This is a genomic window from Sorangium sp. So ce124 (assembly GCF_051525235.1).
In the GTDB taxonomy this organism is placed as follows: Bacteria; Myxococcota_A; Polyangia; order Polyangiales; family Polyangiaceae; genus Sorangium; species Sorangium atrum.
In genome coordinates, this window is the sequence record NZ_CP150312.1 from 6377285 (window position 1) to 6400155 (window position 22871).

The 22871-nt window shown below is 71.5% G+C and carries 18 protein-coding genes and 1 pseudogene; 3 read left to right on the forward strand and 16 right to left on the reverse strand.

Annotated elements, in window-relative coordinates; all coding sequences use genetic code 11:
- Positions 1-19 precede the first annotated feature (19 nt).
- The 12 genes from WMF19_RS23845 to WMF19_RS23900 all read right to left on the reverse strand — a co-directional run bounded on the left by WMF19_RS23845 (position 20) and on the right by WMF19_RS23900 (position 13848).
- A complete protein-coding gene (locus WMF19_RS23845) occupies positions 20-2269 on the reverse strand; it encodes an ATP-binding protein (protein WP_437901665.1) in 2250 nt (749 codons plus the stop codon).
- Positions 2155-4029, reverse strand: coding sequence for a chemotaxis protein CheB (locus WMF19_RS23850; protein ID WP_437901203.1), 1875 nt, complete (start codon positions 4027-4029; stop codon positions 2155-2157). Before WMF19_RS23850 ends, WMF19_RS23845 begins: the two co-directional genes overlap by 115 nt.
- Before the next feature lie 280 nt (positions 4030-4309).
- Positions 4310-5191: a sterol desaturase family protein gene (locus WMF19_RS23855; RefSeq protein ID WP_437901205.1), complete on the reverse strand. Its 882-nt coding sequence runs from the start codon at positions 5189-5191 to the stop codon at positions 4310-4312.
- 26 nt (positions 5192-5217) lie between these two features.
- Positions 5218-6141 carry an N-acetylneuraminate synthase family protein gene (locus WMF19_RS23860; RefSeq protein WP_437901207.1) on the reverse strand — a complete coding sequence of 308 codons (924 nt, stop codon included), beginning with the start codon at positions 6139-6141 and terminating at the stop codon, positions 5218-5220.
- Positions 6142-6217: 76 nt separating this feature from the next.
- Positions 6218-6730 (reverse strand): KdsC family phosphatase, encoded by a 513-nt coding sequence (locus WMF19_RS23865; RefSeq protein WP_437901209.1) that lies wholly within the window; start codon positions 6728-6730, stop codon positions 6218-6220.
- Between the two features lie 13 nt (positions 6731-6743).
- The gene (locus WMF19_RS23870) at positions 6744-7553 is read right to left on the reverse strand and encodes an SDR family oxidoreductase (RefSeq protein ID WP_437901210.1); all 810 of its coding nucleotides are present in this window, start codon (positions 7551-7553) and stop codon (positions 6744-6746) included.
- Positions 7554-7562: 9 nt separating this feature from the next.
- The gene (locus WMF19_RS23875; protein ID WP_437901212.1) at positions 7563-8954 is read right to left on the reverse strand and encodes an aminotransferase class III-fold pyridoxal phosphate-dependent enzyme; all 1392 of its coding nucleotides are present in this window, start codon (positions 8952-8954) and stop codon (positions 7563-7565) included.
- A gap of 18 nt (positions 8955-8972) precedes the next feature.
- Positions 8973-9911 (reverse strand): transketolase family protein, encoded by a 939-nt coding sequence (locus WMF19_RS23880; protein ID WP_437901214.1) that lies wholly within the window; start codon positions 9909-9911, stop codon positions 8973-8975.
- Positions 9911-10777 carry a transketolase gene (locus tag WMF19_RS23885; RefSeq protein WP_437901215.1) on the reverse strand — a complete coding sequence of 289 codons (867 nt, stop codon included), beginning with the start codon at positions 10775-10777 and terminating at the stop codon, positions 9911-9913. The genes WMF19_RS23880 and WMF19_RS23885 overlap by 1 nt, the downstream gene beginning before the upstream one ends.
- On the reverse strand, positions 10774-11586 hold the full coding sequence (locus WMF19_RS23890) for a cytidylyltransferase domain-containing protein (RefSeq protein WP_437901217.1): 813 nt from the start codon (positions 11584-11586) through the stop codon (positions 10774-10776). The genes WMF19_RS23885 and WMF19_RS23890 overlap by 4 nt, the downstream gene beginning before the upstream one ends.
- Complete coding sequence (locus tag WMF19_RS23895) at positions 11583-12656, reverse strand: hypothetical protein (RefSeq protein ID WP_437901219.1); 1074 nt, start codon at positions 12654-12656, stop codon at positions 11583-11585. Before WMF19_RS23895 ends, WMF19_RS23890 begins: the two co-directional genes overlap by 4 nt.
- A gap of 46 nt (positions 12657-12702) precedes the next feature.
- Entirely contained in the window at positions 12703-13848 is a 1146-nt protein-coding gene (locus tag WMF19_RS23900; protein WP_437901221.1) for a lysylphosphatidylglycerol synthase transmembrane domain-containing protein, read from the reverse strand.
- 317 nt (positions 13849-14165) lie between these two features.
- Between WMF19_RS23900 and WMF19_RS23905 the strand changes: the two genes are divergently transcribed.
- A complete protein-coding gene (locus WMF19_RS23905) occupies positions 14166-15458 on the forward strand; it encodes a PAS domain S-box protein (protein WP_437330849.1) in 1293 nt (430 codons plus the stop codon).
- A gap of 53 nt (positions 15459-15511) precedes the next feature.
- On the opposite strand, the pseudogene WMF19_RS23910 reads toward WMF19_RS23905, so the two are convergent.
- The 4 genes and pseudogenes from WMF19_RS23910 to WMF19_RS23925 form a co-directional block, all read right to left on the reverse strand.
- Positions 15512-16147 (reverse strand): annotated as a pseudogene (locus WMF19_RS23910) (hypothetical protein); the annotation flags it as partial.
- A gap of 179 nt (positions 16148-16326) precedes the next feature.
- Entirely contained in the window at positions 16327-17145 is an 819-nt protein-coding gene (locus tag WMF19_RS23915) for a HugZ family protein (protein ID WP_437901223.1), read from the reverse strand.
- Positions 17146-17204: 59 nt separating this feature from the next.
- A complete protein-coding gene (locus tag WMF19_RS23920; protein ID WP_437901225.1) occupies positions 17205-19034 on the reverse strand; it encodes a radical SAM protein in 1830 nt (609 codons plus the stop codon).
- 26 nt (positions 19035-19060) lie between these two features.
- Positions 19061-20344 (reverse strand): glycoside hydrolase family 1 protein, encoded by a 1284-nt coding sequence (locus tag WMF19_RS23925; protein ID WP_437901227.1) that lies wholly within the window; start codon positions 20342-20344, stop codon positions 19061-19063.
- Positions 20345-20402: 58 nt separating this feature from the next.
- On the opposite strand from WMF19_RS23925, the gene WMF19_RS23930 reads away from it, so the two are divergent.
- Together WMF19_RS23930 and WMF19_RS23935 are read left to right on the forward strand one after the other, a co-directional pair.
- On the forward strand, positions 20403-21167 hold the full coding sequence (locus tag WMF19_RS23930) for a tetratricopeptide repeat protein (protein WP_437901229.1): 765 nt from the start codon (positions 20403-20405) through the stop codon (positions 21165-21167).
- Between the two features lie 432 nt (positions 21168-21599).
- Positions 21600-22850: a zinc-dependent alcohol dehydrogenase gene (locus WMF19_RS23935; RefSeq protein WP_437901231.1), complete on the forward strand. Its 1251-nt coding sequence runs from the start codon at positions 21600-21602 to the stop codon at positions 22848-22850.
- Positions 22851-22871 lie beyond the last annotated feature (21 nt).

Sequence of the window (22871 nt, forward strand, 5' to 3'; positions counted from 1 at the left end):
TGGGCCCGGGTCGAGCGCTTCAGGCGCCGCTCTCGCCCGTCACCGGCTCGCCTTCGGCGAGCAGCCGCTTGAGCGTGCCGAGATCGACGGGCTTCACGATGTGCTCGTCAAACCCGGCTCCACGCGCCCTCTCGCGGTCGCCCTGCTGCCCGTAGCCGGTGAGCGCGATCAGATAGACGTTCTTGTGCTGGGGCTTCTCTCGAACGCGGCGCGCGAACTCGAGGCCGTCGATCCCCGGCAGCCCGATGTCCACGATGGCGACGTGCGGGAGCACCTCGTCCATGAGCTCGATCCCCGAGATCCCGTGATTCGCCGAATGGCACTCGAACCCGGCGCGCGTCAGGAGCGCGCAGAGCGCCTCGCGACCGTCGTCGTTGTCCTCCACGACGACGACCCGCGATCTCCTGGGGAGCTTCCCGAGGAGCGAGCCGCGCGCCGCCTCCTGCTCGGATGGCGGCTCGGAGATCGGCAGCCGCACCTCGAACTCGCACCCTTTGCCCTCTCCCTCGCTCCGCGCGCTCACGGTGCCGCCGTGCTTTTCGACGAGGCCTCGGACGAGGGTGAGCCCCACGCCGAGCCCCCCCGCCGAGCGGTCCAGGGTGCGGCTCGATTGCACGAAGAGCTCGAACACCGTGTCGAGCATCTCCTTCGGGATCCCGACGCCGTCGTCCTTCACGCGGACCACCGCGTGTCCGTCCACGCGCTTGGCCTCCAGCGTGACATGACCCCCCCGCGAGGTGTACTTCGCAGCGTTGTTGAGCAGGTTCACGTGAACCTGCTGGAGCCGCGCAGGGTCGCCCTCGACCCAGATCGGCTCGGGATCGACGATGACCGCGAAATCGACGCCGCGCGTGTCCATGAGGTTCTTGACCGCGTCGGCGGCGTCCTTCACCACCGAGCCGAGGTCGAGCACGCGCTTTCGAAGCTCGATCTTGTTCTGCGTGACGCGGCTCGCCTCCAGCAGATCGTCGAGCAGGCGCGCCATCTGCGCGGACTGACGCTCGAGGATCTGGACGACCTTCTCGTCGATCCCGGACGCGCCGGAAGGCGCGGAGCAGTCTTCCTTGAGCAGCGCCGTGGCGTGGACGATCGCGCCAAGAGGGTTGCGGAGCTCGTGCGACAGCATGGCGAGGAACTCGTCGCGCCTGCGCACGGCGTCCTTGATCTGCTCCTCCGATCGCTTTTGCGCGGTGACGCTCCTGAAGATCCCGATGATACCCACGATGTGGCGCGCCGCGTCGATGAGCGGGAGCCGCGTGACGAGGTCCCACTCCACGACGCCATCCTGCCGCACGCGCTTCTCCAGCTTGTAATGCTGCGCCTCGCCGGTCCGCAGCACCACCTCGTCCTGCTTGTGAACGGCGAGCGCCGCCTCGTACCCGGGCAGCTCGAAGCCGGTCTTGCCCGCCGCTTCGCCTGGATCGGAGAGGCCGAGGCGCTCCGCCATGGCGTTGTTCGTGCGAATGAACCGGCCGCGCGCGTCCTTGAAGTAGATCGCGTCGGGCACGCTGCGGAGCAGGCTGTTCAGGAGATAGCGCTCGTGGAAGAGCGCGTCCTCCGCCGCCTTCAGGCCGCTCACGTCGATGAGCGTGAGCACGACCCCCGCGATGGTGCCCTTGGCACGGTAGGGGAGGATGCGAAGAAAGAACGAGCGACCATGCCGGTCGCGCAGCTCGCGCTCCACGCGCTCCCCCGTCGCGAGCACGCGCTTGAGATCCGCGGTGAGCTCCGGGTGGTCGACCGCATACGTGAACGTCTCGATCGGTCTGCCGACGTCCTGCAAGAGCAGGTTGAAGCTCTCCGCGATCTGCGGCGTGAATTTCCTGATCTTGAGCTCCCTGTCGAGGAAGATGGTGCCGATGTCCGTGCTCGACAGGAGGTTCTCCATGTCGTTTCCGAGCTCGGTGAGATCGGCGATCTTCCGCTGGTACTCCGCGTTCACCGAATAGAGCTCCTCGTTGACGCTCTGGAGCTCCTCGTTCGTGCTCTGCAGCTCCTCGTTGGAAGCGAGGAGCTCTTCGTTCGCCGCCTGCAGCTCCTCGTTGCTCGCCTCGAGCTGCTCGGTCGTCGCCTGCAAGGTCTGCTTCGTGTAACCGAGCTCCGCCTCGAGCGCGCCGAGCTGCTCGCGCGATACGTCGTCCAGGTCGATCTCCTTCACCGGCATCGCCGCCCGGCGCGGCGCCCCGTCGTTCGCGTCGATCGCGTCGATCGCGTCGAACGTGATGAGGACGTGGGGCAAGGAGCCTCGTCGGCTCTCGACCCGGCGCATCGTGATCTTGTAGACGCCGCCCTCCGCCTGCACCCCCTTGAACACGATCGCCGTGCGCTCGTTGATGACGCGCCGGAGGCCCCCGTCAGCACCAGCTTGAGGTCGCCGTCCAGCATCTCGAAGGCGTCGAGCCCCTGTCTGCCATCCTTGACCTTCAGGAACCGGCTCGCGCCGCCGAACGCGTGGACGAGCTCCCCTGTGTCATTGACGAGGAGGCTCGGAGGCATGAACTCGTCGAGCAGCGCGTCGTAGGTCCCGAGCAGGTACGACGCCGGGTTGCGCGCGACGGGCGCGGTGATCCCCGAGCGCGGGGCGCTCCGGGCCTTCGTCGATGCCGGCTGAAAGCGGGGCTCGACCTGCATCCGCCGGTCGCTGTACTTCCGGTAGATCCGCCATTGCTTGTCGACGATCTCGAAGTCGTGCGCGAGGTGCCCCGGCGTCTCGCTGGGCCCGAGGAAGACCACGCCCCCGCGGTTGAGCGCGAAGTGAAAGAGGCTCAGGACCTTCTGCTGCACCGCCGGCTGAAGGTAGATGAGCACGTTGCGGCAGCTGATGAAGTCGACGCGCGTGAACGGCGCGTCCTTGATCACGTTGTGGTGCGCGAAGACCACCGCCTGGCGGAGATCCGGGACAACCTGGTAGCTGCGTCCGCGCCGGATGAAATGCCGCTCGAGGCGCTCGGGGGAGACGTTCACCACCGCCTCTTCCTCGTAGAGCCCGCGCGTCGCGATCTCGAGCGATCCATGGTGCACGTCGGTCGCGAAGACCTTGAACGGGCGGTGGCCGGTCCGGGAGGTGAGCTCGTGGAGGAGGATGGCGAGCGAATAGACCTCTTCGCCCGTCGCGCAGCCGGCGACCCAGACGCGGAATGGGGCGTCGCGCGGCCCCGCGCGCAGGAGCTCGGGGAGCACCGAGCGCTCGAGGATGCCGAACGCTTCCTCGTTCCGGAAGAAGCGCGTCACGCCGATGAGGAGATCACGGTAGAGCACGTCGAGCTCGCTCGACTTGCTCTTCAAGCGCTTGACGTACTGTTCAATGTCGTCCGTATGCGCGAGCTGGATCCGCCGCTCGATGCGCCGGGTGACCGTGCTCGGTTTGTAGTGCGTGAAGTCGATGCCGAACTGCTCCTCGAGCATCCTGTAAACCGCGCTCATCCCCTGATCGACCCTGACCGCGTCTCGCTCCGGGCTACGCCCCTTGGACCTCACGTGATCGAGGAGCACGCGCGGCATGTCCTGGGGAGGCAGGACGCAGTCGGCCACACCGGCGTCTCGCGCGGTCTTCGGCATCCCGTCGAACTGCGCGCTGTCGACGTCCTGCACGACGACCAGCCCGCCCGCCTCGTGGACCGCGCGGATCCCCCGTGAGCCGTCGCTGCCACCCCCGGAGAGGACCACGGCGATCGCCCGCGGGCCGCAGTCCTGCGCGAGGGATCGAAAGAACACGTCGATGGGCAGCGCGAGCTCCTGGTCGCGATCCCTCTCGCTCAGGAGGAGGCGGTCGCCGGAGATGATCATCTCCTTCTTCGGCGGGATCAGATAGACGTGGTCGGGCTCGACCAGCATGCCGTTCTCGACGAGGTGAATGGGCAGCTCGGTGCGGCGCCCGAGGATCTCGTCCATCAGGCTCTTGAAGTCCGGCGACAGGTGCTGGACCACGACGAAGGCCATCCCGCTCTCCTTCGGGATGTTCTCGAAGAAGTGCTCGAGCGCCTCGAGCCCCCCCGCCGAAGCGCCGATTCCTACTACGTAAGGCGCCACTTCTGGCCGGACTGTGCGGGTTCTTGTCTTTGTGGCATCGCGCACCTCGCCCTCGGTCGACATGACCGACCTCGACGGCAGCAAGCGTGCCCAGGCTGGGGCCGCTGGCGAGCGCCTTCACCTGGGCCAAAATCCCCGGAATTCAGCCGGCGGGCGGGCGTTAGATGTGTGGCAAATTGCCTCGCTGCGCGCCACATGTGGTGGTCTTGCGGCGTCGCAACGGCTCATGGACGGTGGTCATCATGTGCAGGGAGCGAGGCTCCCTCTCGGGCGTGGTTCGTCACACGGCGGCAGGCGAGCCCTTCGTCGACGTCTCCGGAGCCCCCTCGCCCGACGTCGAGCACGCCTCGGGAGCGTCGTCCGTGCCGTCGCGGGCCGCGCCCCCCGGCCGCCGGAACGCTGCCACGATCTGCCGAAGGTACCCCTCCGGAAAGTCGACGCCCACGAGCCCGTAGCAGGGCGGCTTCTCGCCCGCCGGCCGGTACGCCGTGCCGAAGAGCCAGTCCCACACCGCAAGCTTCGTCCCGAAGTTGAAGCCGTACCCGGTGAAGACGCCCGAGTGGTGCCACCGGTGCATCTCCGGCCCGTTGATCACGTACTGGAGCGGGCCTGTCCGGACATCGATGTTCGCGTGGATGTACATCCCCCACACCGCGTCGAGCGTCGCCTTCATCAGCGCGACCTCGGGCGCGGCGCCGAGCAGCACGATCGGCGCGAACTCGACCGTCTGGTTGATCAGGATCTCGATCGGGTGCGACCGCGACCCCGCGAGCCAGTCGACGTCCTCCACCGAGTGGTGCGCCTCGTGCGTCCGCCAGAGGACCGGCGACCAGTGCTGCAGCCGGTGGAACCAGTAGATGTAGAAGTCGTGGACGAAGAAGAAGAACAGGAGCTGGGCCCACACCGGCCAGCCCGAGACGAGCCGCAGGCGCCCGGACCCGACGGCCCCGTCGATCGCGCGGATGATCGCGTCGATGACGAGGCCGAGGGCGTAGCTCTGCGCCAGCGTGTAAAGGAAGAAGTCGTCGAAGAAGCCCTTGCGGAAGAGGCGCTGTCCCGGAGTGTGCGGGAACAGCCGCTCCAGGCCGATGAGCGCCCCCGCCGCGCCCGCGATGAGCAGCGGCGAGAGGACCCTCCAGTCACCAAGCACGTCGAGCAACATCGCCCCTCGGCCCGCTTCACTCCGCCTCAGTCGGCGCGTGCCCCGCTCGCCGCGGCGCCGTCGGACGGGCGCACCCGGGCGAGCTTCTTCCGCTGCGCGAGCTCGTTCTCGTAGACCCGCTTGATCCCGTCGCCGAGCGAGCGCTCGATGTCGCGGAGGTTCGCGACCAGCTTGATCAGCCCGACGATCTCGACCGACGCCGCCTGGTCGGTGCCCCACATCGCCCGATCGAGCGTGATGTGCCGCTCGACGAACGTGGCGCCGAGCGCCACCGCCGCGCCCGACGGCGCGAGCCCCGTCTCGTGGCCGGAATAGCCGATCGGGCAGCGCGGGTACCTCGCCTTGAGCGTCGCGATCATCCTCAGGTTGAGCTGCTCCGGCGCGCAGGGGTACGCCGACGTGGCGTGCGCGATGAGCAGCTTGCCCTGCCCGACCGTCGAGACCCCGGCCTCGATCTCCTCCATCGTCGACATGCCGGTCGACACGATGAGCGGGCGCCCCGTCGCCTTCATCGCGCGCAAGAGGGCGTGATCCGTCAGCGCCGCGGAGGCCGCCTTGTAACAGGGCGGGTCGAACCGCTCCATCACCTCGACCGACTCCTCGTCCCAGCACGAGGCGAACCAGAGGATGCCCCGCTCCTTGCAGTAACGATCGATCTCGGCGTACTCGCGCTCGCCGAACTCGACCCGGTGCCGGTAATCGATGTACGTCATCCGGCCCCAGGGCGTGTCACGCTCGATGTGCCACTGGTCCCGCGGCACGCACTTCTCCGGCGTGCGCTTCTGGAACTTCACGGCGTCGCACCCCGCGAGGCACGCGCCGTCGATGAGCTTCTTCGCGATCTCGAGAGAGCCGTTGTGGTTGATGCCGATCTCCGCGATGACGAACACGGGCTCGCCGTCGCCCACGAGCCGATTGCCGATCTTGACGACAGCAGGTGATGACCACATGAGCAAACCTCCATCTCCGTTGCCCGCGCGGGGCGCGCGCCGCTCCCGGCCGCCCCGGAGGGCGGCGAGGCGCGGCTCACGACGCGAGCTCGAGTATCCAGTCGGCGAAATCGCGGAACGCCCCGTGGCCCCCGCGGGCCTCGCACCGGCGGTGTACCGCGCAGAAGACAGCGGCCACGGCGTCGGCGGGCGCGGCGGTGAGGCCCTCCTCGGCAACCGCCCGCATGATCCCGAGGTCGTTCACGTCGTCGCCGATGTACGCGACCTCGCCGCGCGCGACGCCGGCCTCCCGCAGCACCGCCGGGAGGTGAGCCTCCTTGTCGCGGACGCCGAGGAACACCCGCATCCCCAGCTTGTCCGCCCGCCGCCGCACGCTCGGCGACGTCTCGCCCGTCACGATCGCCGACGCGACGCCGGCGCGCGTGAGGCGCTCCACGCCCATCCCGTCGCGCAGGGAGAAGCGCTTCAGCTCCTCGCCGCGCTCCGAGTAATACACGCCGGTGTCCGTCAGGACTCCATCGCAGTCCGTCAGGACGAGCCGGATCCGGCGCGCCCGCAGGCGCAGCTCGGCCTCGGGGAGCTCGATCATCGGAGCGCCCGCCTCACCACGCCGTGAAGCCGCCGTCGACGAGCAGGTTCGCGCCCGTCACGTAGCTCGAGGCGTCGCTCGCGAGGTACACGAGCGCCCCCGTGATCTCCTCCGGCTTCGCCATCCGGCCGAGCGGCGTCTTGCGCGCGTAGCTCTCGATGAAATACCCCTCTTGCCCGGCCTCCACGCCGCCGGGCGAGATCGCGTTGACCCGCACCCCGTCAGCGCCCCAGTACGCCGCCGCGAAGCGCGTGAGCGAGAGCACGGCCCCCTTGGTCGCAGGGTAAGCGGGCGATTTGTGGAACGCCTGCGTCCCGTCGGGGCGCCGGTAGATCGACTGGTCCGGCGCCACGACGCCATAGGTGGAAGCGATGTTGATGATGCTCCCCCGCCGCCGCCGGGCCATGTGCGCGCCGATCACCTGGCAGCACAGGAACGTGCCCGTCACGTTGACGTCGAGCGCGCGCTGCCAGAGCTCGAGCGGGTAGTTCTCGAACCGGGACAGCTCGGCCGAGGCCGCGGGGCTCTCGAACTTGTCGTTCACCGCGGCGTTGTTCACGAGCACGTCGATGCGATCGAACCGCGCGAGCGCCGCGTCGGCGAGGCGCTCGACCGCGGCCCGGCGCGTGATGTCGACGCCCTGCCCCGCCGCGAGCCCCTCCTCCGCGGCGAAGCGCTCGCAGGCCGCGTGGTCGAGATCCGCGGCGATCACCCGGGCGCCCGCGTCCCGGAGCGCGCGGCAATGGTGCCTCCCGAGCAGCCCGAGGGCGCCGGTGACGACGGCCACGCGGCCGTCGAGGGAGAAAGCAACGGTGGTGCTCATCGGATCTCCTCAGCCCGCGGGCCTCGGCTTGACGTGGAAGTTGTGGGTCTTCCTGAAGACCGGCTCGACCGGCTCGCCCCTGAGGCGCGCAGCGACGTCGCCGCGGCGGACGGCGTCCCTGAGGATGGGAAGGACCTCTCCATAAGCCCCGAGCACGCGCGCCACGTCCTCGTCGGTGTGCGAGAAGGACATCGTGTGGAAGCCGCCCCAGAGCACACCCCGCGCGAGCATCTCCTGCTGCACGAGCGACTTCATCAGGAGCGGCTCGGGGCCCGAGAACGTCACGATCGAGCGGCATTCGGGCCCGGAGCACGCGGTGTACGGCATGTCGAGCGCGCGGGCGAAGCCGTTGTAACCGTCCTTCAGCTTCCTGCCCTGCTCGGCCAACCGCGCGGGGACGGCCCTGTCGCGGATCTCCTCGATGGTCGCCTTCGCGGCGGCGAGCGACAGGGCCTCTCCGCCGAACGTGGTGAAGAAGAAGACGTCCTTCTCGCAGAGGCGCATGACGTCGCGCCGCCCCGTCAGGATCGACAGCGGCATGCCGTTCGCGACCGCCTTGGAGAAGCAGGCGAGATCGGCCGTCACCCCGAAGCGCTCCTGCGCGCCGCCGAGCGCGAGCCGGAAGCCCGTCCACATCTCGTCGAAGACGAGCAGCGCGCCGCGCTCCCGGCAGAGCGCGGCGAGGCCCTCGAGGAACCCGGGCGCCGGCGCCTCGAACACGGTCGGCTCGAGGATCACACACGCGGTGTCGCCGTCGAGCGCCGCCTCGACGCTCGAGAGGTCGTTGTACTGGAACGTGAAGGTGAGATCCCTCGCCTCGCTCGGGATACCCGCGCTCCGGTCCGTGACAGCGATGTACCAGTCGTGCCAGCCGTGGTACCCGCAGCACAGCACCTTGCGGCGGCCGGTGAAGGCGCGGGCGAGCCGCACGGCGGCGCTCGTGACGTCGGCGCCGGTCTTGCTGAACCGGACCATCTCGGCGCCTGGGACGACCTCCCGCACGAGCTCCGCCACCTCGACCTCGAGCGGGTGCATGAGCGAGAAGGTGATCCCCTCGGCGAGCTGCTCCGCGATCGCGCGATCCACCGCGGGGTACGCGTACCCGAGCGAGATCGGGCCGACGCCCATCACGAGATCGATGAACTCGTTGCCGTCCGCGTCCCAGACGCGCGCGCCCCGGCCGCGCACGAGGTACTTCGGCGCGACGCCGCGCACCCACTGCCCAGGGCCCTTCGCGAGCGTCTGCGTCCCCGCCGGGATGAGCCCGCGGGCGCGCTCGAACAGCGCGTTCGACCGGGTGATGTCGGGGTACGAGGCGTCCCGCGGGGCGGCCCGCGGACAAGGCGCGTCCGCCGGGCTCGGACCGCTCGAATCGGATCGGCTCTGCGTGGGAGGGCTCATGAGATCTCTCTCTCCGGCTCAGCGGGTGGGAGGCGCGGAGCGCGACGATCGCCGGTCGAGCTCGGCCAGCACGCGGGCGGCGATCTGCCGGCCGGTGAAGCCCTCCTCCTCGAGGACGTCGGCGAGCAGCGCGGGCGTGAACCAGCGATCCCCGAGCGAGATCGGCAGGACGGGCGCGGCGACGCCGCGCGCGAGGCAGAGCTCCGCGACGATCGAGGCGAGCCCGCCGGTCGTGAAGTGGTCCTCCAGGATGATGGTGAGGCGCGCCGCGGCGAGCGCGTCGAGCACGGCGTCCTCGTCGATCGGCTTGAGCCAGCGGAGGTTCACGACGCGCGCCGAGAGCCCCCGCGCGGCGAGCGACTCGGCTGCAGAGAGCGCCTCGCCGACCAGCAAGCCATACGTGAGGATCGCGACGTCGCGCCCCTGCGAGAGGACCTCCGCCCTGCCGATCGCGGGCGGCTCGGGGTGCGGAGACCGCGGCGGGAGCGCGGTGTAGCGCACGTAGCAGGGCGCGGGGCTCGCGATGACCTGGGGGAGACAGGCGACGAGCTCCGCCTCGTCGGCGGGGCAGAACACCTGCATCCCCGGCACGCCGCGCATCAGCGCGACGTCCTCGAGCGCCTGGTGCGTCGGCCCGTTCGCCTCCGAGAGGAAGCCCGGCACCGCGCCGATGAGCTTCACCGGCAGGCCCGGGATGCCGACGTCGGTGCGGATGAACTCGAAGGCGCGCATCACGAGGAACGTGGCGAGCGCGTGGACGATCGGGACGCGCCCGCGGAGGGCGAGGCCCGCGGCGGCGCCGATCATCGTCTGCTCGCAGATGCCGACGTCGATGAACCGGCCGCCGAGGCGGGCGGGCAGGCCGCGGATCGCCGCGCGGTTCTCGGCGGTCATCACCACGAGCCGGGGGTCGCCCTGACAGAGCGCGAGGAGCGCCTCTTCGTAACGCACCTTCATCACCTCACGATCCGCGCTTCGGACGTCACAGCGGCCGGGCCGCCCCCGTGGAGCTCCTCGAGCAGCGCCTCGACCTCGGCGCGCGTGAAGCTGACGAACCAGCGATCCGCGCGCGCCTCGATGCTGGGGAGCCCCTTGCCGCGGACGGTCCGCGCGATGATCGCCGTCGGCCGCTCGGGCTCGCGCGGGAGCCCGCGGAGCGCCGCCGCGAGCGAGGAGAAGTCGTGTCCATCGCAGGTCGACGCCGACCAGCCGAACGCCCTGAATTTCTCGTCGAGGGGCTCGAGCGGCAGGAGATCTTCCGTGGCCATGTTGGCCTGGAACCCGTTCCTGTCGACGATCGCCACGAGGTTGTCGAGCCCCTGGGCGTGCGCCACGAGGCACGCCTCCCAGATCGAGCCCTCGTCGAGCTCCCCGTCGCCGAGCAGCACGTAGACGCGGCCGCTCTCGGCGCGGAGCTTGATGTCGAGCGCGACCCCGATCGCCACCGAGAGCAGGTGTCCGAGCGAGCCGGAGTGGAACTCGACCCCCGGGACGGCGCGGTTCGGGTGCCAGTAGATGCAATCCGAGGGTTTGAGGTGGTTCTCGAGGCGCGCCCTGGGGATGAAGCCGAGCTCCGCGAGCGTGCCGTAGAGCGCGGGGACGTCGTGCCCCTTCGAGAGGAAGAAGTAGTCGCGCCCCGGATCCGCGGCTGTCGCCGGCGCTATCCTGAGCACGCGCGCGTAGAGGTAGACGAGGATGTCGGCGCACGACAGCGAGGCGCCGATGAAGCACCCGCCGTCCGCCGACATCCGGACGATGTGCTCCCGGACGCGGAGCGCGAGCGCGGCGAGCTCCGCGCGGCAGGACGGGCCGAGTTCGTTCATGCGGTGTCTCCAGGCACCCTCGTCTCCCTGGCGGACACGGTCCTGAGCTCGCCCAGGTGGTGCCTGTACCAGTTGACGCCCGCGTACCTCGCGTTGATGGCCATGATGTCCGGGCGCGCGGCGAGCAGCTCGAGGATGGGGCCGAGCCTCACGACGGGACTCTGAGGGGTGGAGAGCGCTTCGTAAACGGCCTTCACGAAATCGTAATCTTCTCGATAGTCGACCGTGAACCGGTGAGACATGGAGGCGTCGCGCCTGGTCTCCCAGGTGACGTTGCCGAGCCGGAAGCGGCCCGGGTTGTCCCAGAGGAACGGCGTCGTGTGCTCGCGCTCGAGGGGGCGCCGCGCCTCGCGGAACGCCTGCTCGAGCGCCGCGATGGTCATGACCTCGACGTCGTTCCCGTCGGGGTACGTCGCGGGGTGGAGGTTGCTCACGTAATCGTAGCGGCCCTCTGTGCTGCGGAAGAACGCGAGGACACGATCGATGACGTCCGGATCGATGAGCGGGCAGTCCGACGGGATCTTCACGACGATATCGGCGCCGGCGAGCACGGCAGCGTGGTAATGGCGGTCGAGCAGATCGGTCGGGTGGCCGCGGAAGCACCGCACGCCGATCCCGGCGCAGAGCGCGGCGATCGGGTCGTCGGCCGGGTCGACCGTGGTCGCCACGGTGAGCTTGAAGGGCGACCGCGCGGCGGCGACCTGAGCGACCATGCGCTGGAGGAGCGGCCGGCCCGCGAGCGGCAGCATCACCTTGCCGGGCAGGCGGCTCGATCCCATGCGGGCCTGGATCACGACGAGCGTCGTCACGCCCTCACCTCCTCCGGCTCGGCGGCGGCCGCGCGCGCCGGGAGGCCGCGCCGGCGGCCCCGCGCGGCGGCCGGCGCGTCGGCCGCGGGCCCCCGCGCGGCGCGCCCCTCGCCCGCGAGCAGGGCGCGGCACACGTCGGCGATGTTGCTGGCGGCGCGCCCGTGCTGGAGGGGCAAGAGCCGGCGGAGCTCGTCGATGTCGAAGAACGAGTGGACCTCCTTGCCGAGCGCGAGGCCGACGTGGGCCAGCGAGGAATACTGGCAGATGAGCACATCGCAGTTGGCGACCATGTGCTCGGCGCACCCGCCCGTGAAGACGCTCGCCTCGGGCGCGAACCGCGAGATCTCCGCCACCGCGCGGGACACCTTCTCGTTCGGGTGGAGCTTGAACAGGAGCGGGCGCCCGGCGGCGATCGAGCGGGCCTTCCGGATGAACTTCTCGCGGTTCTCGTACCAGAACACCTCGCGGATGTCCGATGTGCAGACGAGCACGTAGTGCCGAAAGGGAAAGTTGTTGTCTCGGTAACGCGCGCAGTCGTCGAAGTTCGGTATCCCGGTGACGACGATCTTCTCGGGCCGGACGCCGCGGCGGACGAAGAGGTCGCGGTATCCCGGGCTCGCCACGCAGAAGCGCGTGTACCGGTCGCTGAGGCCGGTGGCCGAGGTGCCCGCGAGCCACCGCGGCAGGAGCGGCACCCGCTTGACGAGCGGGAAGAGGAGGCTCTCCGGATCGGTCATCCCCTCCTGGACGAGCACCACGTTCTTCCCGGTGATGTTGCTCGGCCACACGAGATCGGAGCAGTGGAGTACGAGGTCGTAATCGCCCCGCCGGCCCCCGTCGTCGACCGGGAGGCCGTGCTCACCGAGGTAGTCGAGGCAGCGGCCGCGCAGCTTGTTGCCGCCGATCGTGCCCTCGAGTGCGCCGAGCCTCCGCAGGAGCTCGGCGTCGCGATCGCCGTAATACGGGGTGAAGTACGCGTCGACCTCGGGGAGCTCCCGGGCGATCTGGTGCATCTGCGTCGTCTGGTTGATGGATCCACAGATGAACAGCGCCTTGCTTTTCGACATCATCTCACCTCGTCATTTCAAGATCTCGTCATCCCATCACCACGCCGTCTCATCCTCTCGTCGCCTCGCTCCCCGCCACGGGGGCGGGCGCGGGGCGGAACGCCGCCCGGCCGCCGAAGAACACGAGCAGGCCGAGCGCTATCCACACGAGCTCCTTGGCGCGCTTGATGAGGACGAAGGCGGCGCCCACCGTGGCGGCGGCGGGTACGCCGAGCGCGGTCAGGAAGGCGACATAGCCGGCGTCCTGCACGCCGAGCCCGGCAGGCACCATGAAGGCGGCGGCGCGGAGGAGCGCGAGGACGACCTCGAACGAGAGGACCTCGGGGAGCGAGACGTCGACCCCGAGGAGCCGGAGGAAGAAGTACGTCTCGGCGCCCTCGGCGAGCCACATCCCGAGCAGCAGCAGCGCCGCCGCCGCGAGCGCGGGGCGGCGCTCCCCGAGCGCGGCCGCGTGCCGGTCGGCCGCGGAGAAGGCCGCGGCCCTCGCGTCGATATAGGCCTTCACGCGCTGGCCGGGCAGGCGCTTGAGCCACGCGAAGACCCGAGACGCGACCGTGCCCGAGAGGAGCGCGCCCGCGAGCGCGAGCGCCACGGCGAGCAGGCCGAGCCCCGAGAGGACCACGAGCCACGGGAGCCCCGGCCCGCCGATCAGGGGGCGCGAGGCGCGCTCCAGGTGGCCGAAGCCGAGCGCGAGGGCGATCGCCACGTAGGCGGCGTTCGCGAGGACGATCAGCGCCCTGCGCGCCGCGATGCCGGCGACGGCCTGCGGCCCCGGGATCCCGCACCACCGGTGCAGCAGATAGAACGTGACCGACTCGGAGAGGGCAGCGCCGGCGGGGACGCTCATGTTGAGCGCCTCGGTCGACAGCGTGAGCGCGAGGTACCGGGAGAACGGCGCCGGCCGCCCGGACGCGGGGTTGGACGTGTCGAAGACGCGCCGGCTCGCCTCGGCCTGGAAGAGCCGCGCGACGAGGTTGGGGACCAGGGCGAGCGCCATCATCGGCGCCCCCACCGAGGCGATGAGCGCCGCGACGCTCGGGAGATCCGCGCCGCGCAGCGTGCTCCAGAGCGCCGCCGCCGCGATGGCGACCCCGAGCCACCTCAGCGCGACGGCGCCCGCGCCCGGGCGGGCTCGCGCCCCGGGGACAGGCTCATCGTGGGCGTCACGGGCAGCGTCAGGGGCAAAGAGAGTCATCGCACGTTCGCGCTCCGGCGCCGGCCGAGGGGCCTGAGGCCGAGGGCGCATGCTCGTATCGCGCAGGCGCGTCGCGCGCTGATGTCGTGGGCGCAACGCCGCGGCGACACGTCGCGGCACGCCGCGACACGCGCGGCCGTGCGTCGAGCTCGCCCGCTCCGGTCGAGCGCGTCCGACGCGCTCGAGCAGCCGACGAACGCGCGGCGTGACGCGGGGATCGGCTATCTTCCTGGTTCGCTGGAGACGCGCGGGAGCGGAGAGCGGCTCCTCGGCGGGGTGGGAGGGGGGCGGCCGGAAGGATGGAAGGAAGAGCGAACGTGGCGACGGATCAGGACAGCATCGAGCGGCTCCGGGTGGAGAACGCCGGATTGCGAAAGGAGATCGACAGGCTCCATGAGCAGCTGGGGCGCCGGGAGGAACGGACGCGGCTCATCCTGCAAGCGGCCGTCGAGGGGTTCCACGTCGTCGGGTTGAACGGCGAGATCCTCGACTGCAATCCATCCTTCGCCGGCATCGTGGGTTACGACCGGAGCGAGCTCCTGACGATGAACATCGGCGAGATCGACCCGCGGCCGCCGCACGAGGTCACCATGGTCATCGAGGAGATCAAGGCCAAGGGGTCGCTCCGCTTCCTCGCGAGGCACCGCCACAAGGACGGCCACATGATCGACGTCGAGGTCAGCTCTCACCTCGTCCAGAGCGGTGATGAGCAGTTCTTCTCTGCCTTCTCGCGGCCCCTCACGGAGCAGCTGAGGCGCGAGCAGGCGCTGCGCGAGAGCGAGCAGAAGTTCCGGGCGATCTTCGACGAGACCTCGATGTTCATCGGCCTGCTCACGCCGCACGGGGACCTGATCGAGTGCAACCGGACGATGGCCGATTTCACCGGGGCGCGGCCGGGCGAAGCGCGCGGCGGGCCGCTCTGGCAGGCGCCGTTCTGGGTCGGCGGAGCGAGCGCAGGGGAGCGGATCAAGGAGTGCGTCCGCCGGGCAGCGGCGGGCGCGCCGTCGTCGTGCGAGGTCCAGATCCACGGGCCCGGCGGGCGCGTGGCGACGCTCGACCTCAAGATGAAGCCGATCCTCGACACGCTGGGCCAGAGCGTCCTGCTGATCGCCGAGGGGTACGACGTGACCGAGCTCCGGCGGGCCGAGGCGGAGCGCGCGGCGCTTCAAGCGCAGATGATCGACGCGCAGGAGGCGACCATCCGGGAGCTCTCGACGCCGCTCATCCCGCTCGATGCGGGGATCCTGGTGATGCCCCTCGTCGGGCGGCTCGACCGGGTGCGCATCGAGCAGCTGCTGGAGCGCTTGCTCCAGGGGGTGGTGGCGCAACGCGCGGTCACGGTCATCCTCGACGTCACCGGCGTGCCGGTGGTGGACGCCGAGATCGCGGACTCGCTGATCAGGGCGGCCCAGGCGGTGAAGCTGCTCGGCGCGGAGGTCATCCTCACCGGCGTCGGCCCCGAGGTGGCGCAGACGATGGTGAGCATCGGCATCGACCTCCGGGAGATCGTCACGCTGAGCTCGCTCCAGAGCGGGCTCCACCACGCGCTGGGGCGCTCTCGCCGTGGCGTCGGGAGGAGGTCGGGCGGCCCACGGCGCCGCGACGGGTGACGAGCTGCAGAGCGCCTCCCCGGCGAGGTGTCGCCGTCAGGATCGCGCTCGGGTCAGCGGCGGATCGGCTCGGCGAGCCAGCGCACCAGCGCATCGCCGTCGAGATCGAGCAGGGCATCGTCGAAATCGCCCAGCCCGATGGCCTGTGCGCGCTCGACGATCGAGCGCTCCTCCTCGGCTGTGGGCCGGCGCCCGACCCGCCGCGCGAAGAGGCGGCCGAGCAGCTGGGCGATGGCCTGCTGCTCGGCCTCCCGCACGCGCTCGTCGAGCGCCTCTCTCATCCACGGTACGCTCCAGAGCAGGTCCTTCTCCGTTTCCCTGTCGTCCATCAGCATGACGATCTCCTTCCGCAGATTGTGCCCCCAAGGGTCGATGGCCGCCATGACGAGGAGCGCTGTATATAACTCGACCCGCTCCTCGCCGGTCGCCACCTGCGCGTGGATCTCCGCGACGACCTCCCGCATCGCGGCGGCGGTGGCGTCCCGGGCAAGCGGGGCGAACACGAGCCAGAACACGCTGCCGCGCGCCCTGAGCTCGGCGACCGTGCGCTGGTAGACCGCGTCGATGCGGAAGCGCGCGCCGCTGAACTGCCGCTCGCGCCAGGCGGTGCGGCGCGTCCCTGTCGCGGGCAGGCGCTGCCTGCGGCCCGAGAGGACCACGGCGACGCTCTCGATTACGGGCGATGTGGCGCAACGTGATGTCGGCATCTCCCATGGAGCGCGACCTCGGCAGGTCGCGTACCAGGGAGCGAGTCGCCGAAATCAGCCGGGTGCCGCGGGGCGTGGCGCGCTTCGGGGCTGGCGCCGCCATGGCGGACGGCGGCCTCCCCCGCGCTGGCCGCGACAGGGCGCGCCCGCGCGGCGCGCCGCTAGGCGGTGCGGCCGCGCGCCTCGCGCACCAGCGACACCATCGCCTTCCGCACCTCGTCCGTCGCCGAGACCGGCGCGCCGAACGGGAGGCGCGTCGCCTTCGGCCCCGCTGGCGTGATGACATCCAGCTCGAAGCCGTAACGATCCACCGAGGTCATCGTCGCGCCGGTGGCGTCCTTGATCCCGGCGAGGACCTTCGCATACGCGAGGACCGCGTCGGCGTGATCGGTGTTCATGTGCTCGAGGATGCCCGCGGCGTCGGCGGCGAGTGGATCCGGCTCGGCGGCCGCGTATGCGTCGGCCTCGACCCAGGACATGCGGCCGAAGCCGCCGACGTAGCGAATCGACACCGGGTCGAGCCGGTAGAAAGAAAAGTCAGTAAAATCGACGTAGTACGACGCGCGCGGGTGCGCCGCGAGGAAGCTCGTCCGGGCGGCGGCCGCCTCCGCGCCTTCGAGCGGGCGGCACGGGCCCATCAGGGTCACGCGGCCGAGCGCCAGCGGGTCGGCCAGGCCCTCGGCGGGCTCGGCGAGGAGCAGCGACGCCTCGGCGCGGACCTTCAGGTTGCCTGTGTGCTCCGCGAGCGCCGAGAGCAGCAGCAGGGGGCGCCCATGCGCGTCCACGGTGACGGCGACCAGCGAGCCGTACGGATAGCCGGCGGGATCCCGCGCGAGCGTGCACAGCGTGGCGGCGCGGGCCCGCTGCGCCAGCGTGCGGCAGCGCTCGGCGTGGCTCGGCGCCTTCGCGCCCTGGAGCGGTGGATCCGCCGCCGGCTCCGGGCCGGCGCCGGGGCGGCCGTGGTCTGTGCTCGTCGACATGGAAGGGCGGGTAGCACGCCGGGAGGGCCGGAGGAACCGGGGCGCCGCGCCGCCCGGCGCTACGACGGCAGCACCCGGAGCCGCCCTCGCTGCGCCGCTGCGTCGCGTCCGCCCGCCTCGGCCGGACGCGCAGGCGCGGGCCGCGCCACGGCCTGCGGCCACGCCGCGAAGTCCTCCGGGAGCGGCCCCGGGAGCGCCGGCTGCGCGGTCCGCTCCAGGAGCTGGAAGTCGCAGCGCGCGACGAGATCGAGCGGGAGCCCCTTGCCGGGCCCGCCCTTCGCGAACCACGCGCGCGCCGCCTGCACGTTGCGGATGAGCACGGCGTGCTGCGGGTCGCGCTTCGCCGCCGCCGTGAAGTGGTCCTGCATCGCCTGCCAGTCGCGCCGGCCCGCCGCGACGCACGCGAGCGCGTTGAGCGCGAGCCCGGGCAGCGGATGGCCGAGCTCCAGCGCGCGCGCGGCGTGCCGCTCCGCGAGGTCGAGCCGCCCCGCGTCGAGGTAGGCGACGCCGAGCTCCAGGTGCGCCGCGTGGTGGTCGCCGAGCCGCTCGAGGATCGCCAGGCGCTCCTCCACCCCCTCGCGGTAGAGCTCGCGCAGCCCCTTGTTCTGCTCGAACCAGGCGCTCATCAGCGCCGTGTCCTCCTCCGAGGCGTCGAACGGCGTCTTGAGCTCCTGGAAGTCACCGCGGAAATAGACGTCGCGCTCCAGCCAGCCGGCCGCCTCGGCGTCGTCGAAGTCACGCGTGCCGGGGTAGATGGACAGGCACGAGAAGATGTACTGGTGCGGCCTCGCCGCCTCCAGGAACGCGAGCGTCTCGCGGAACGTCTCCGCCGTCTCGCCGCGGTTGCCCAGCATCATGTAGTAGCGGACCTGGATCCCGTACTTCTTCGCGAGCTCTGTCGACTCGATGATCTTCTTGACCGTGATCTTCTTGTCGATGTTCTTCAGGATGGACGGCGAGCCCGACTCGACGCCGAGGCTCAGGCGCTGGCAGCCGGCGAGGCGCATCTCGCGGAGCAGCTCCTCGCCGAGCACGTCGACGCGCGTGTCGCAGCTCCACAGGAAAGAGATCTTCCGATCGCGGATGCCGCGGCAGATCTCGATAACGCGCTTGCGGTTCGTCGTGAAGGTGTCGTCCTTGATCTGGACCATCTTCACCGGCAGCTTCGCCACGGCGGCCTCGATGGAGTCGAGCACGTAGGGCACCGACTGGCCCCGGAAGCCGCGGCCCCAGGTCGCCTCGGCCCCGCAGAACGTGCACGCCCAGGCGCAGCCGCGCGAGGTCATCACGATGTGCGTGGCGAAGTGGTCGTGCGGCGACGCGAGCGCGTCGAGCTCCTCGATCGCGGGCCGGGGCGGGCCGAGCTCGACCCGGCCGTCGACGCGGTAAGCCGTGCCGGCGACGCCGAGCGCGGGCCGGCCGGCCTCGAGGCGCTCGAGGAGCTCGAGGAACGAGTGCTCGCTCTCGCCGAGCGTCACCGTGTCGATCTCGGGGTGGTGCCGCAGCATCTCGGCCGCGAGCGGGGTCGCGTGCGGCCCGCCGACGACGATGTGCGCCCCGGGGTGGAGCCGCCGGATGCACCGGGCGGTGAGCGCCACGCCGCGCCGGTTGGCGGTCCAGCACGACAGGCCGAACACGTCCGCGCCGAGCTCGCGCACGACCCGCTCGACCTGCGAGAACGGGTACGACGAGAGGTTCAGCACCTTCACCTGGTGGCCCGCGCGGATGGCCTGCGCGCCCAGCGAGAAGAGCCCGTACGGGGTCTGGTGGAAGTCCGGGTCGAGATCGCCCTCGCGGTACTCGGCCGGCGGGCCGTCGCCGCTCGCGTCGAGCGCCTCCCCGGGCGCGGGGATCTTCCAGGGCGGTGGGTAGAGCAGCGCGATGCGCATCGTTCCTGCCTTTCCGGTGCCGTCGATCACGCGGGCGCGGCGCCGCGCTCGCTCCGCGCGCCGCCGGGGCCGTCGGCGTCGATGCGGCGCGCGCGCGCGATCCGGGCGTAGAGCTCGGCGCTCGGCCGCGGGCTGCGCTCCTGGGTCACGCGGTCGACCTCGACGAGCCCGAAGCGCGGGGCGTACCCCTCGGCCCACTCGAAGCCGTCGAGCAGCGACCAGTGCATGTACCCGCGCACGTCGACGCCGCGCTCGATGGCCCGCGCGACCTCCGCGAGGTGCCGCACGAGGAACCGCGGGCGCTGGTCGTCGTCGGCGTCGGCGATGCCGTTCTCCGTGATGTAGATCGGGACCCGGGCGCGGGGCCACCAGGCGTCGAGCACGTGGCCGAGCCCCTCGGGGTAGATCTCCCAGCCGAGATCGCTGACCTCCGCCCCCTCGGGGACGAGCCGCCGGAGGAACCCCGCGCGCGCGTGCGCCGGCGAGAAGCGGACGAGGTCGCGGCTGTAGTAGTTCACCCCGAAGAAGTCGTGCAGGCCGCTGTCGCAGACGGCGCGCGCGAAGGCGTCGTTGAACAGCCGCTCGAAGAGGGCCGCCCACATGCGGTCGGCGAGCCGCCCGAACCGCTCGGGCTCGATGACGCGCAGGTGGTGCGCCACGCCGACCGAGATGGAATGCCCGCGCCGGCCCGCGGCCTCGTGCATGGCGCGGTACATGGCGGCGTGGGCGCGGAAGAGGTTCTGGTGGGCGCGCACCGCCTCGACGGGCGAGCTCCGCGCAGGCGGCCAGACGCCGAGCAGGTGGGCCTGCAGGGCGAGCATGTTGGGCTCGTTGATGGTGATCCAGAGCTGGCACAGGTCGCCGAGCGCCTCGACGGCGCGCTCGGCGAAGCGCGAGAGGAGCGCCGGCAGATCCTGCGAGAGCAGGCCGCCCCGCTGCGCGACCCAGCGCGGCAGGGTGACGTGGTGGACGGTGACCATCGGGGTGATCCCGGCCTCCCGGTGCGCGCCGAGCACGTCCCGGTAGTGGTCCCACGTGGCGGGATCGAACTCGCCCGGCTCCCGCTCGACGCGGGCCCACTCGATGGAGAGCCGGTGCGCCCCCATACAGAGCCGCGCCTGGAGCGCGACGTCCTCGCGGAAGCGGTGCAGCTGGTCGCACGCGTCGTCCGGCGTATCGCCGCCGCGGACGCGCCCCGGCTCGCGCGCGAACGCGGCCCAGTCGCTCTGCGCGCAGTGCCCCTCGACCTGTGTGGCGGAGGCGGCAGTGCCGAACAGGAACCCGTCCGGGAAGCGCAGATCCTCACCCATGAGCGCGCATCCTACGCGAACTCGCGCCGGGCGGCTGCCTTCCGGAGCAGCCGTCCGTTTGCTCGAAGGGACGGGCGCCGGTACGCTCGGCCCGGTGTGCGCGGCGCGGTGCGTAGATGCGGGGGGCGCGCGCCGCCGAGCGCGCGCCCTCGCCGCCGCCTCGCTGGCCGCGGCGCTGCTCCACGGGGCCGCGCCGGCCCGGGCGGACGGGGTCGGCTGGGCGACGGCCCAGGCCGCCGAGCTGACGCGCCAGGCCGAGGCCCGCGCCGCGGCCGGCGACGCCGACGTGGCGCTGCAGCGGTACCTGGAGGCGGTCCGCTTCGACGCGACCTACGGCCCGGCGTACCTCGGGCTGGGCGCGCTGTACGAGCGGGCGGGCGATCCGCGCGAGGCGGAGCGCGCGTATACCGTGGGGCTGGACCACGTGAGCGGCTTCGTCGAGGGCCACCGCGCCAGGGCGGCGCTGCGGTCGCGCGAGGGGCGGCGCGAGGAGGCGATCGCCGACCTGGAAGCGGCGGCGGCGCTCCGCGGCGACGACGGCGAGCTGCTCCAGGAGCTCGCGGCCGCGTACGTGGCGGCGGGCGCGCTGCCGGCGGCGCTCGGCATCGCGCGGCGGCTCTCGGCGCTCGCCGCGCGGAACGGCGATCGCGCCCTCGCGGCCGCGGCGGCGACGCAGGCGCGCGCGCTGTCGGTGCTTGTCGGCGAGGCCGATCCGGTGCGCGCCGGCGGCGCCGAGCGCGGCCCGGTCCGGCGCGCGCTCGCGCGGTACGCCGCGGGGCCTGCGCGGGGGAACGCCGCGGATCGGCGGCGCGAAGGGCGGTGATGCCACGGCGTCGGCCCGGCGGCCGTATCGGGCGCGGGGAGCGGCCAGCGGCGCGGCTCGCTTGACCTCCTGTCGGACGGGCCGCCTACGGCTGAGCCCCTCTAACCAGGCCGGGGAGCCCGGACAACCGGGCTCGCCGCGGCGAGCGGCCCCGGACGGGGCAGATTGTCACGTTCGCCCCGCCGCTCGAGGAGCAGCGCGCCGCGGATGCGAGCAGCGCGCCGGAGCCGGATCTCCCGGCAATGTCCCGCTGGCACCTCGGTTGCTGCAGCTCCTGTTGGAGCTCCGCGCCGCGGTTGCACGCGCAGGCTGGCACGGGATCGGCACGGATACTCCTCGTCCAGAACCTCGGCGCATCTCTGCAGAGCGCGGCGGCCTGCGCCTCTCGGCCGGCCGGCGCGCCGCCCCCCTGAAGGGAGAAAGCGAGAACCCATGAAGGCGGTAGTGTTTCACGGCATCGGCGACATCCGGATGGACGACGTCAAGGAGCCGAAGATCAAGGAGCCGACCGACGCGATCGTCCGCATCACGGCGAGCGCCATCTGCGGGACCGATCTCCACTTCGTCCGCGGCACGATGCCAGGGATGGTGCCGGGCACGGTCCTCGGCCACGAGGCGGTCGGCGTCGTCGAGGAGCTCGGCGCCGACGTGCGGAACCTGAAGAAGGGCGATCGCGTCGTCGTGCCCTCGACGATCGCGTGCGGCTATTGCTCGTACTGTCGCGCCGCATACTACGCGCAGTGCGACAACGCGAACCCGAACGGCAAGCACGCGGGCACGGCGTTCTTCGGCGGCCCCGCCACGTCGGGCCCGTTCGACGGGCTGCAGGCCGAGCTCGCGCGCATCCCGTTCGCCGGCGTCGGCCTCGTCAAGCTGCCGAACGGGGTCAGCGACGACCAGGCCATCCTGCTCTCCGACATCTTCCCGACGGCGTACTTCGGCGCCGAGCTCGCCGAGATCAAGCCCGGCGACACGGTCGCGATCTTCGGCTGCGGCCCTGTTGGCCTGTTCACGATCGCGAGCGCCAAGCTCATGGGCGCGGGGCGCATCATCGCGGTCGATCGCGTCCCCGACCGCCTCGAGATGGCGCGCGAGCAGGGCGCCGAGACCGTCGACTTCTCCGCCGAGGACCCGATCGAGGCCATCCTGCGCCTCACCGGCGGCATCGGCGTGGACCGGGCGATCGACGCCGTGGGCGTCGACGCCGAGCGCCCCCACGAAGGCCCCGCCCACAAGGAGGCGAAGCAGCAGGCCAAGGCGTTCGACCTCGAGGTCAAGCAGATCGCCCCCAACGCGCGGACCACGGGCGACGCCTTCCGCGCCGGCGACGGGCCGTCGCAGGTGCTGCAGTGGGCCGTCCGGTGCGTGGCCAAGGCGGGGACCATCGCCGTCATCGGCGTCTATCCGCAGACGTCGCGCACCTTCCCCATCGGAGAGGCCATGAACAAGAACCTCACCCTCCAGATGGGCAACTGCAATCACAGGAAGTACATCCCGAAGCTCGTGGACCTCGTGCAGACGGGGCAGGTGGAGCCCACCGCGATCCTCACCAAGAAAGCGCCCCTGGAATCGGCGATCGACGCCTACAAGGCCTTCGATCGGCGAGACGCCGGGTGGGTGAAGGTCGAGCTCCGCCCGTCGCGGGCGGGGGCGCCCGCCCACCTGGACCGCGCCGTCGCGTAGCCCGGCGCCGCTGGCTCGAGG

What these genes read in the sequence shown, in the direction of transcription:
- WMF19_RS23925 (WP_437901227.1), bottom strand. Translation starts at nt 20,344, where the DNA reads ATGGGTGAGGATCTGCGCTTCCCGGACGGGTTCCTGTTCGGCACTGCC.
- WMF19_RS23900 (WP_437901221.1), bottom strand. Translation starts at nt 13,848, where the DNA reads ATGACTCTCTTTGCCCCTGACGCTGCCCGTGACGCCCACGATGAGCCT.
- WMF19_RS23855 (WP_437901205.1), bottom strand. Translation starts at nt 5,191, where the DNA reads ATGTTGCTCGACGTGCTTGGTGACTGGAGGGTCCTCTCGCCGCTGCTC.
- WMF19_RS23935 (WP_437901231.1), top strand. Translation starts at nt 21,600, where the DNA reads ATGAAGGCGGTAGTGTTTCACGGCATCGGCGACATCCGGATGGACGAC.
- WMF19_RS23880 (WP_437901214.1), bottom strand. Translation starts at nt 9,911, where the DNA reads ATGAAGGTGCGTTACGAAGAGGCGCTCCTCGCGCTCTGTCAGGGCGAC.
- WMF19_RS23875 (WP_437901212.1), bottom strand. Translation starts at nt 8,954, where the DNA reads ATGAGCCCTCCCACGCAGAGCCGATCCGATTCGAGCGGTCCGAGCCCG.
- WMF19_RS23845 (WP_437901665.1), bottom strand. Translation starts at nt 2,269, where the DNA reads ATGCGCCGGGTCGAGAGCCGACGAGGCTCCTTGCCCCACGTCCTCATC.
- WMF19_RS23865 (WP_437901209.1), bottom strand. Translation starts at nt 6,730, where the DNA reads ATGATCGAGCTCCCCGAGGCCGAGCTGCGCCTGCGGGCGCGCCGGATC.
- WMF19_RS23860 (WP_437901207.1), bottom strand. Translation starts at nt 6,141, where the DNA reads ATGTGGTCATCACCTGCTGTCGTCAAGATCGGCAATCGGCTCGTGGGC.
- WMF19_RS23885 (WP_437901215.1), bottom strand. Translation starts at nt 10,777, where the DNA reads ATGAACGAACTCGGCCCGTCCTGCCGCGCGGAGCTCGCCGCGCTCGCG.
- WMF19_RS23915 (WP_437901223.1), bottom strand. Translation starts at nt 17,145, where the DNA reads ATGTCGACGAGCACAGACCACGGCCGCCCCGGCGCCGGCCCGGAGCCG.
- WMF19_RS23895 (WP_437901219.1), bottom strand. Translation starts at nt 12,656, where the DNA reads ATGATGTCGAAAAGCAAGGCGCTGTTCATCTGTGGATCCATCAACCAG.
- WMF19_RS23920 (WP_437901225.1), bottom strand. Translation starts at nt 19,034, where the DNA reads ATGCGCATCGCGCTGCTCTACCCACCGCCCTGGAAGATCCCCGCGCCC.
- WMF19_RS23870 (WP_437901210.1), bottom strand. Translation starts at nt 7,553, where the DNA reads ATGAGCACCACCGTTGCTTTCTCCCTCGACGGCCGCGTGGCCGTCGTC.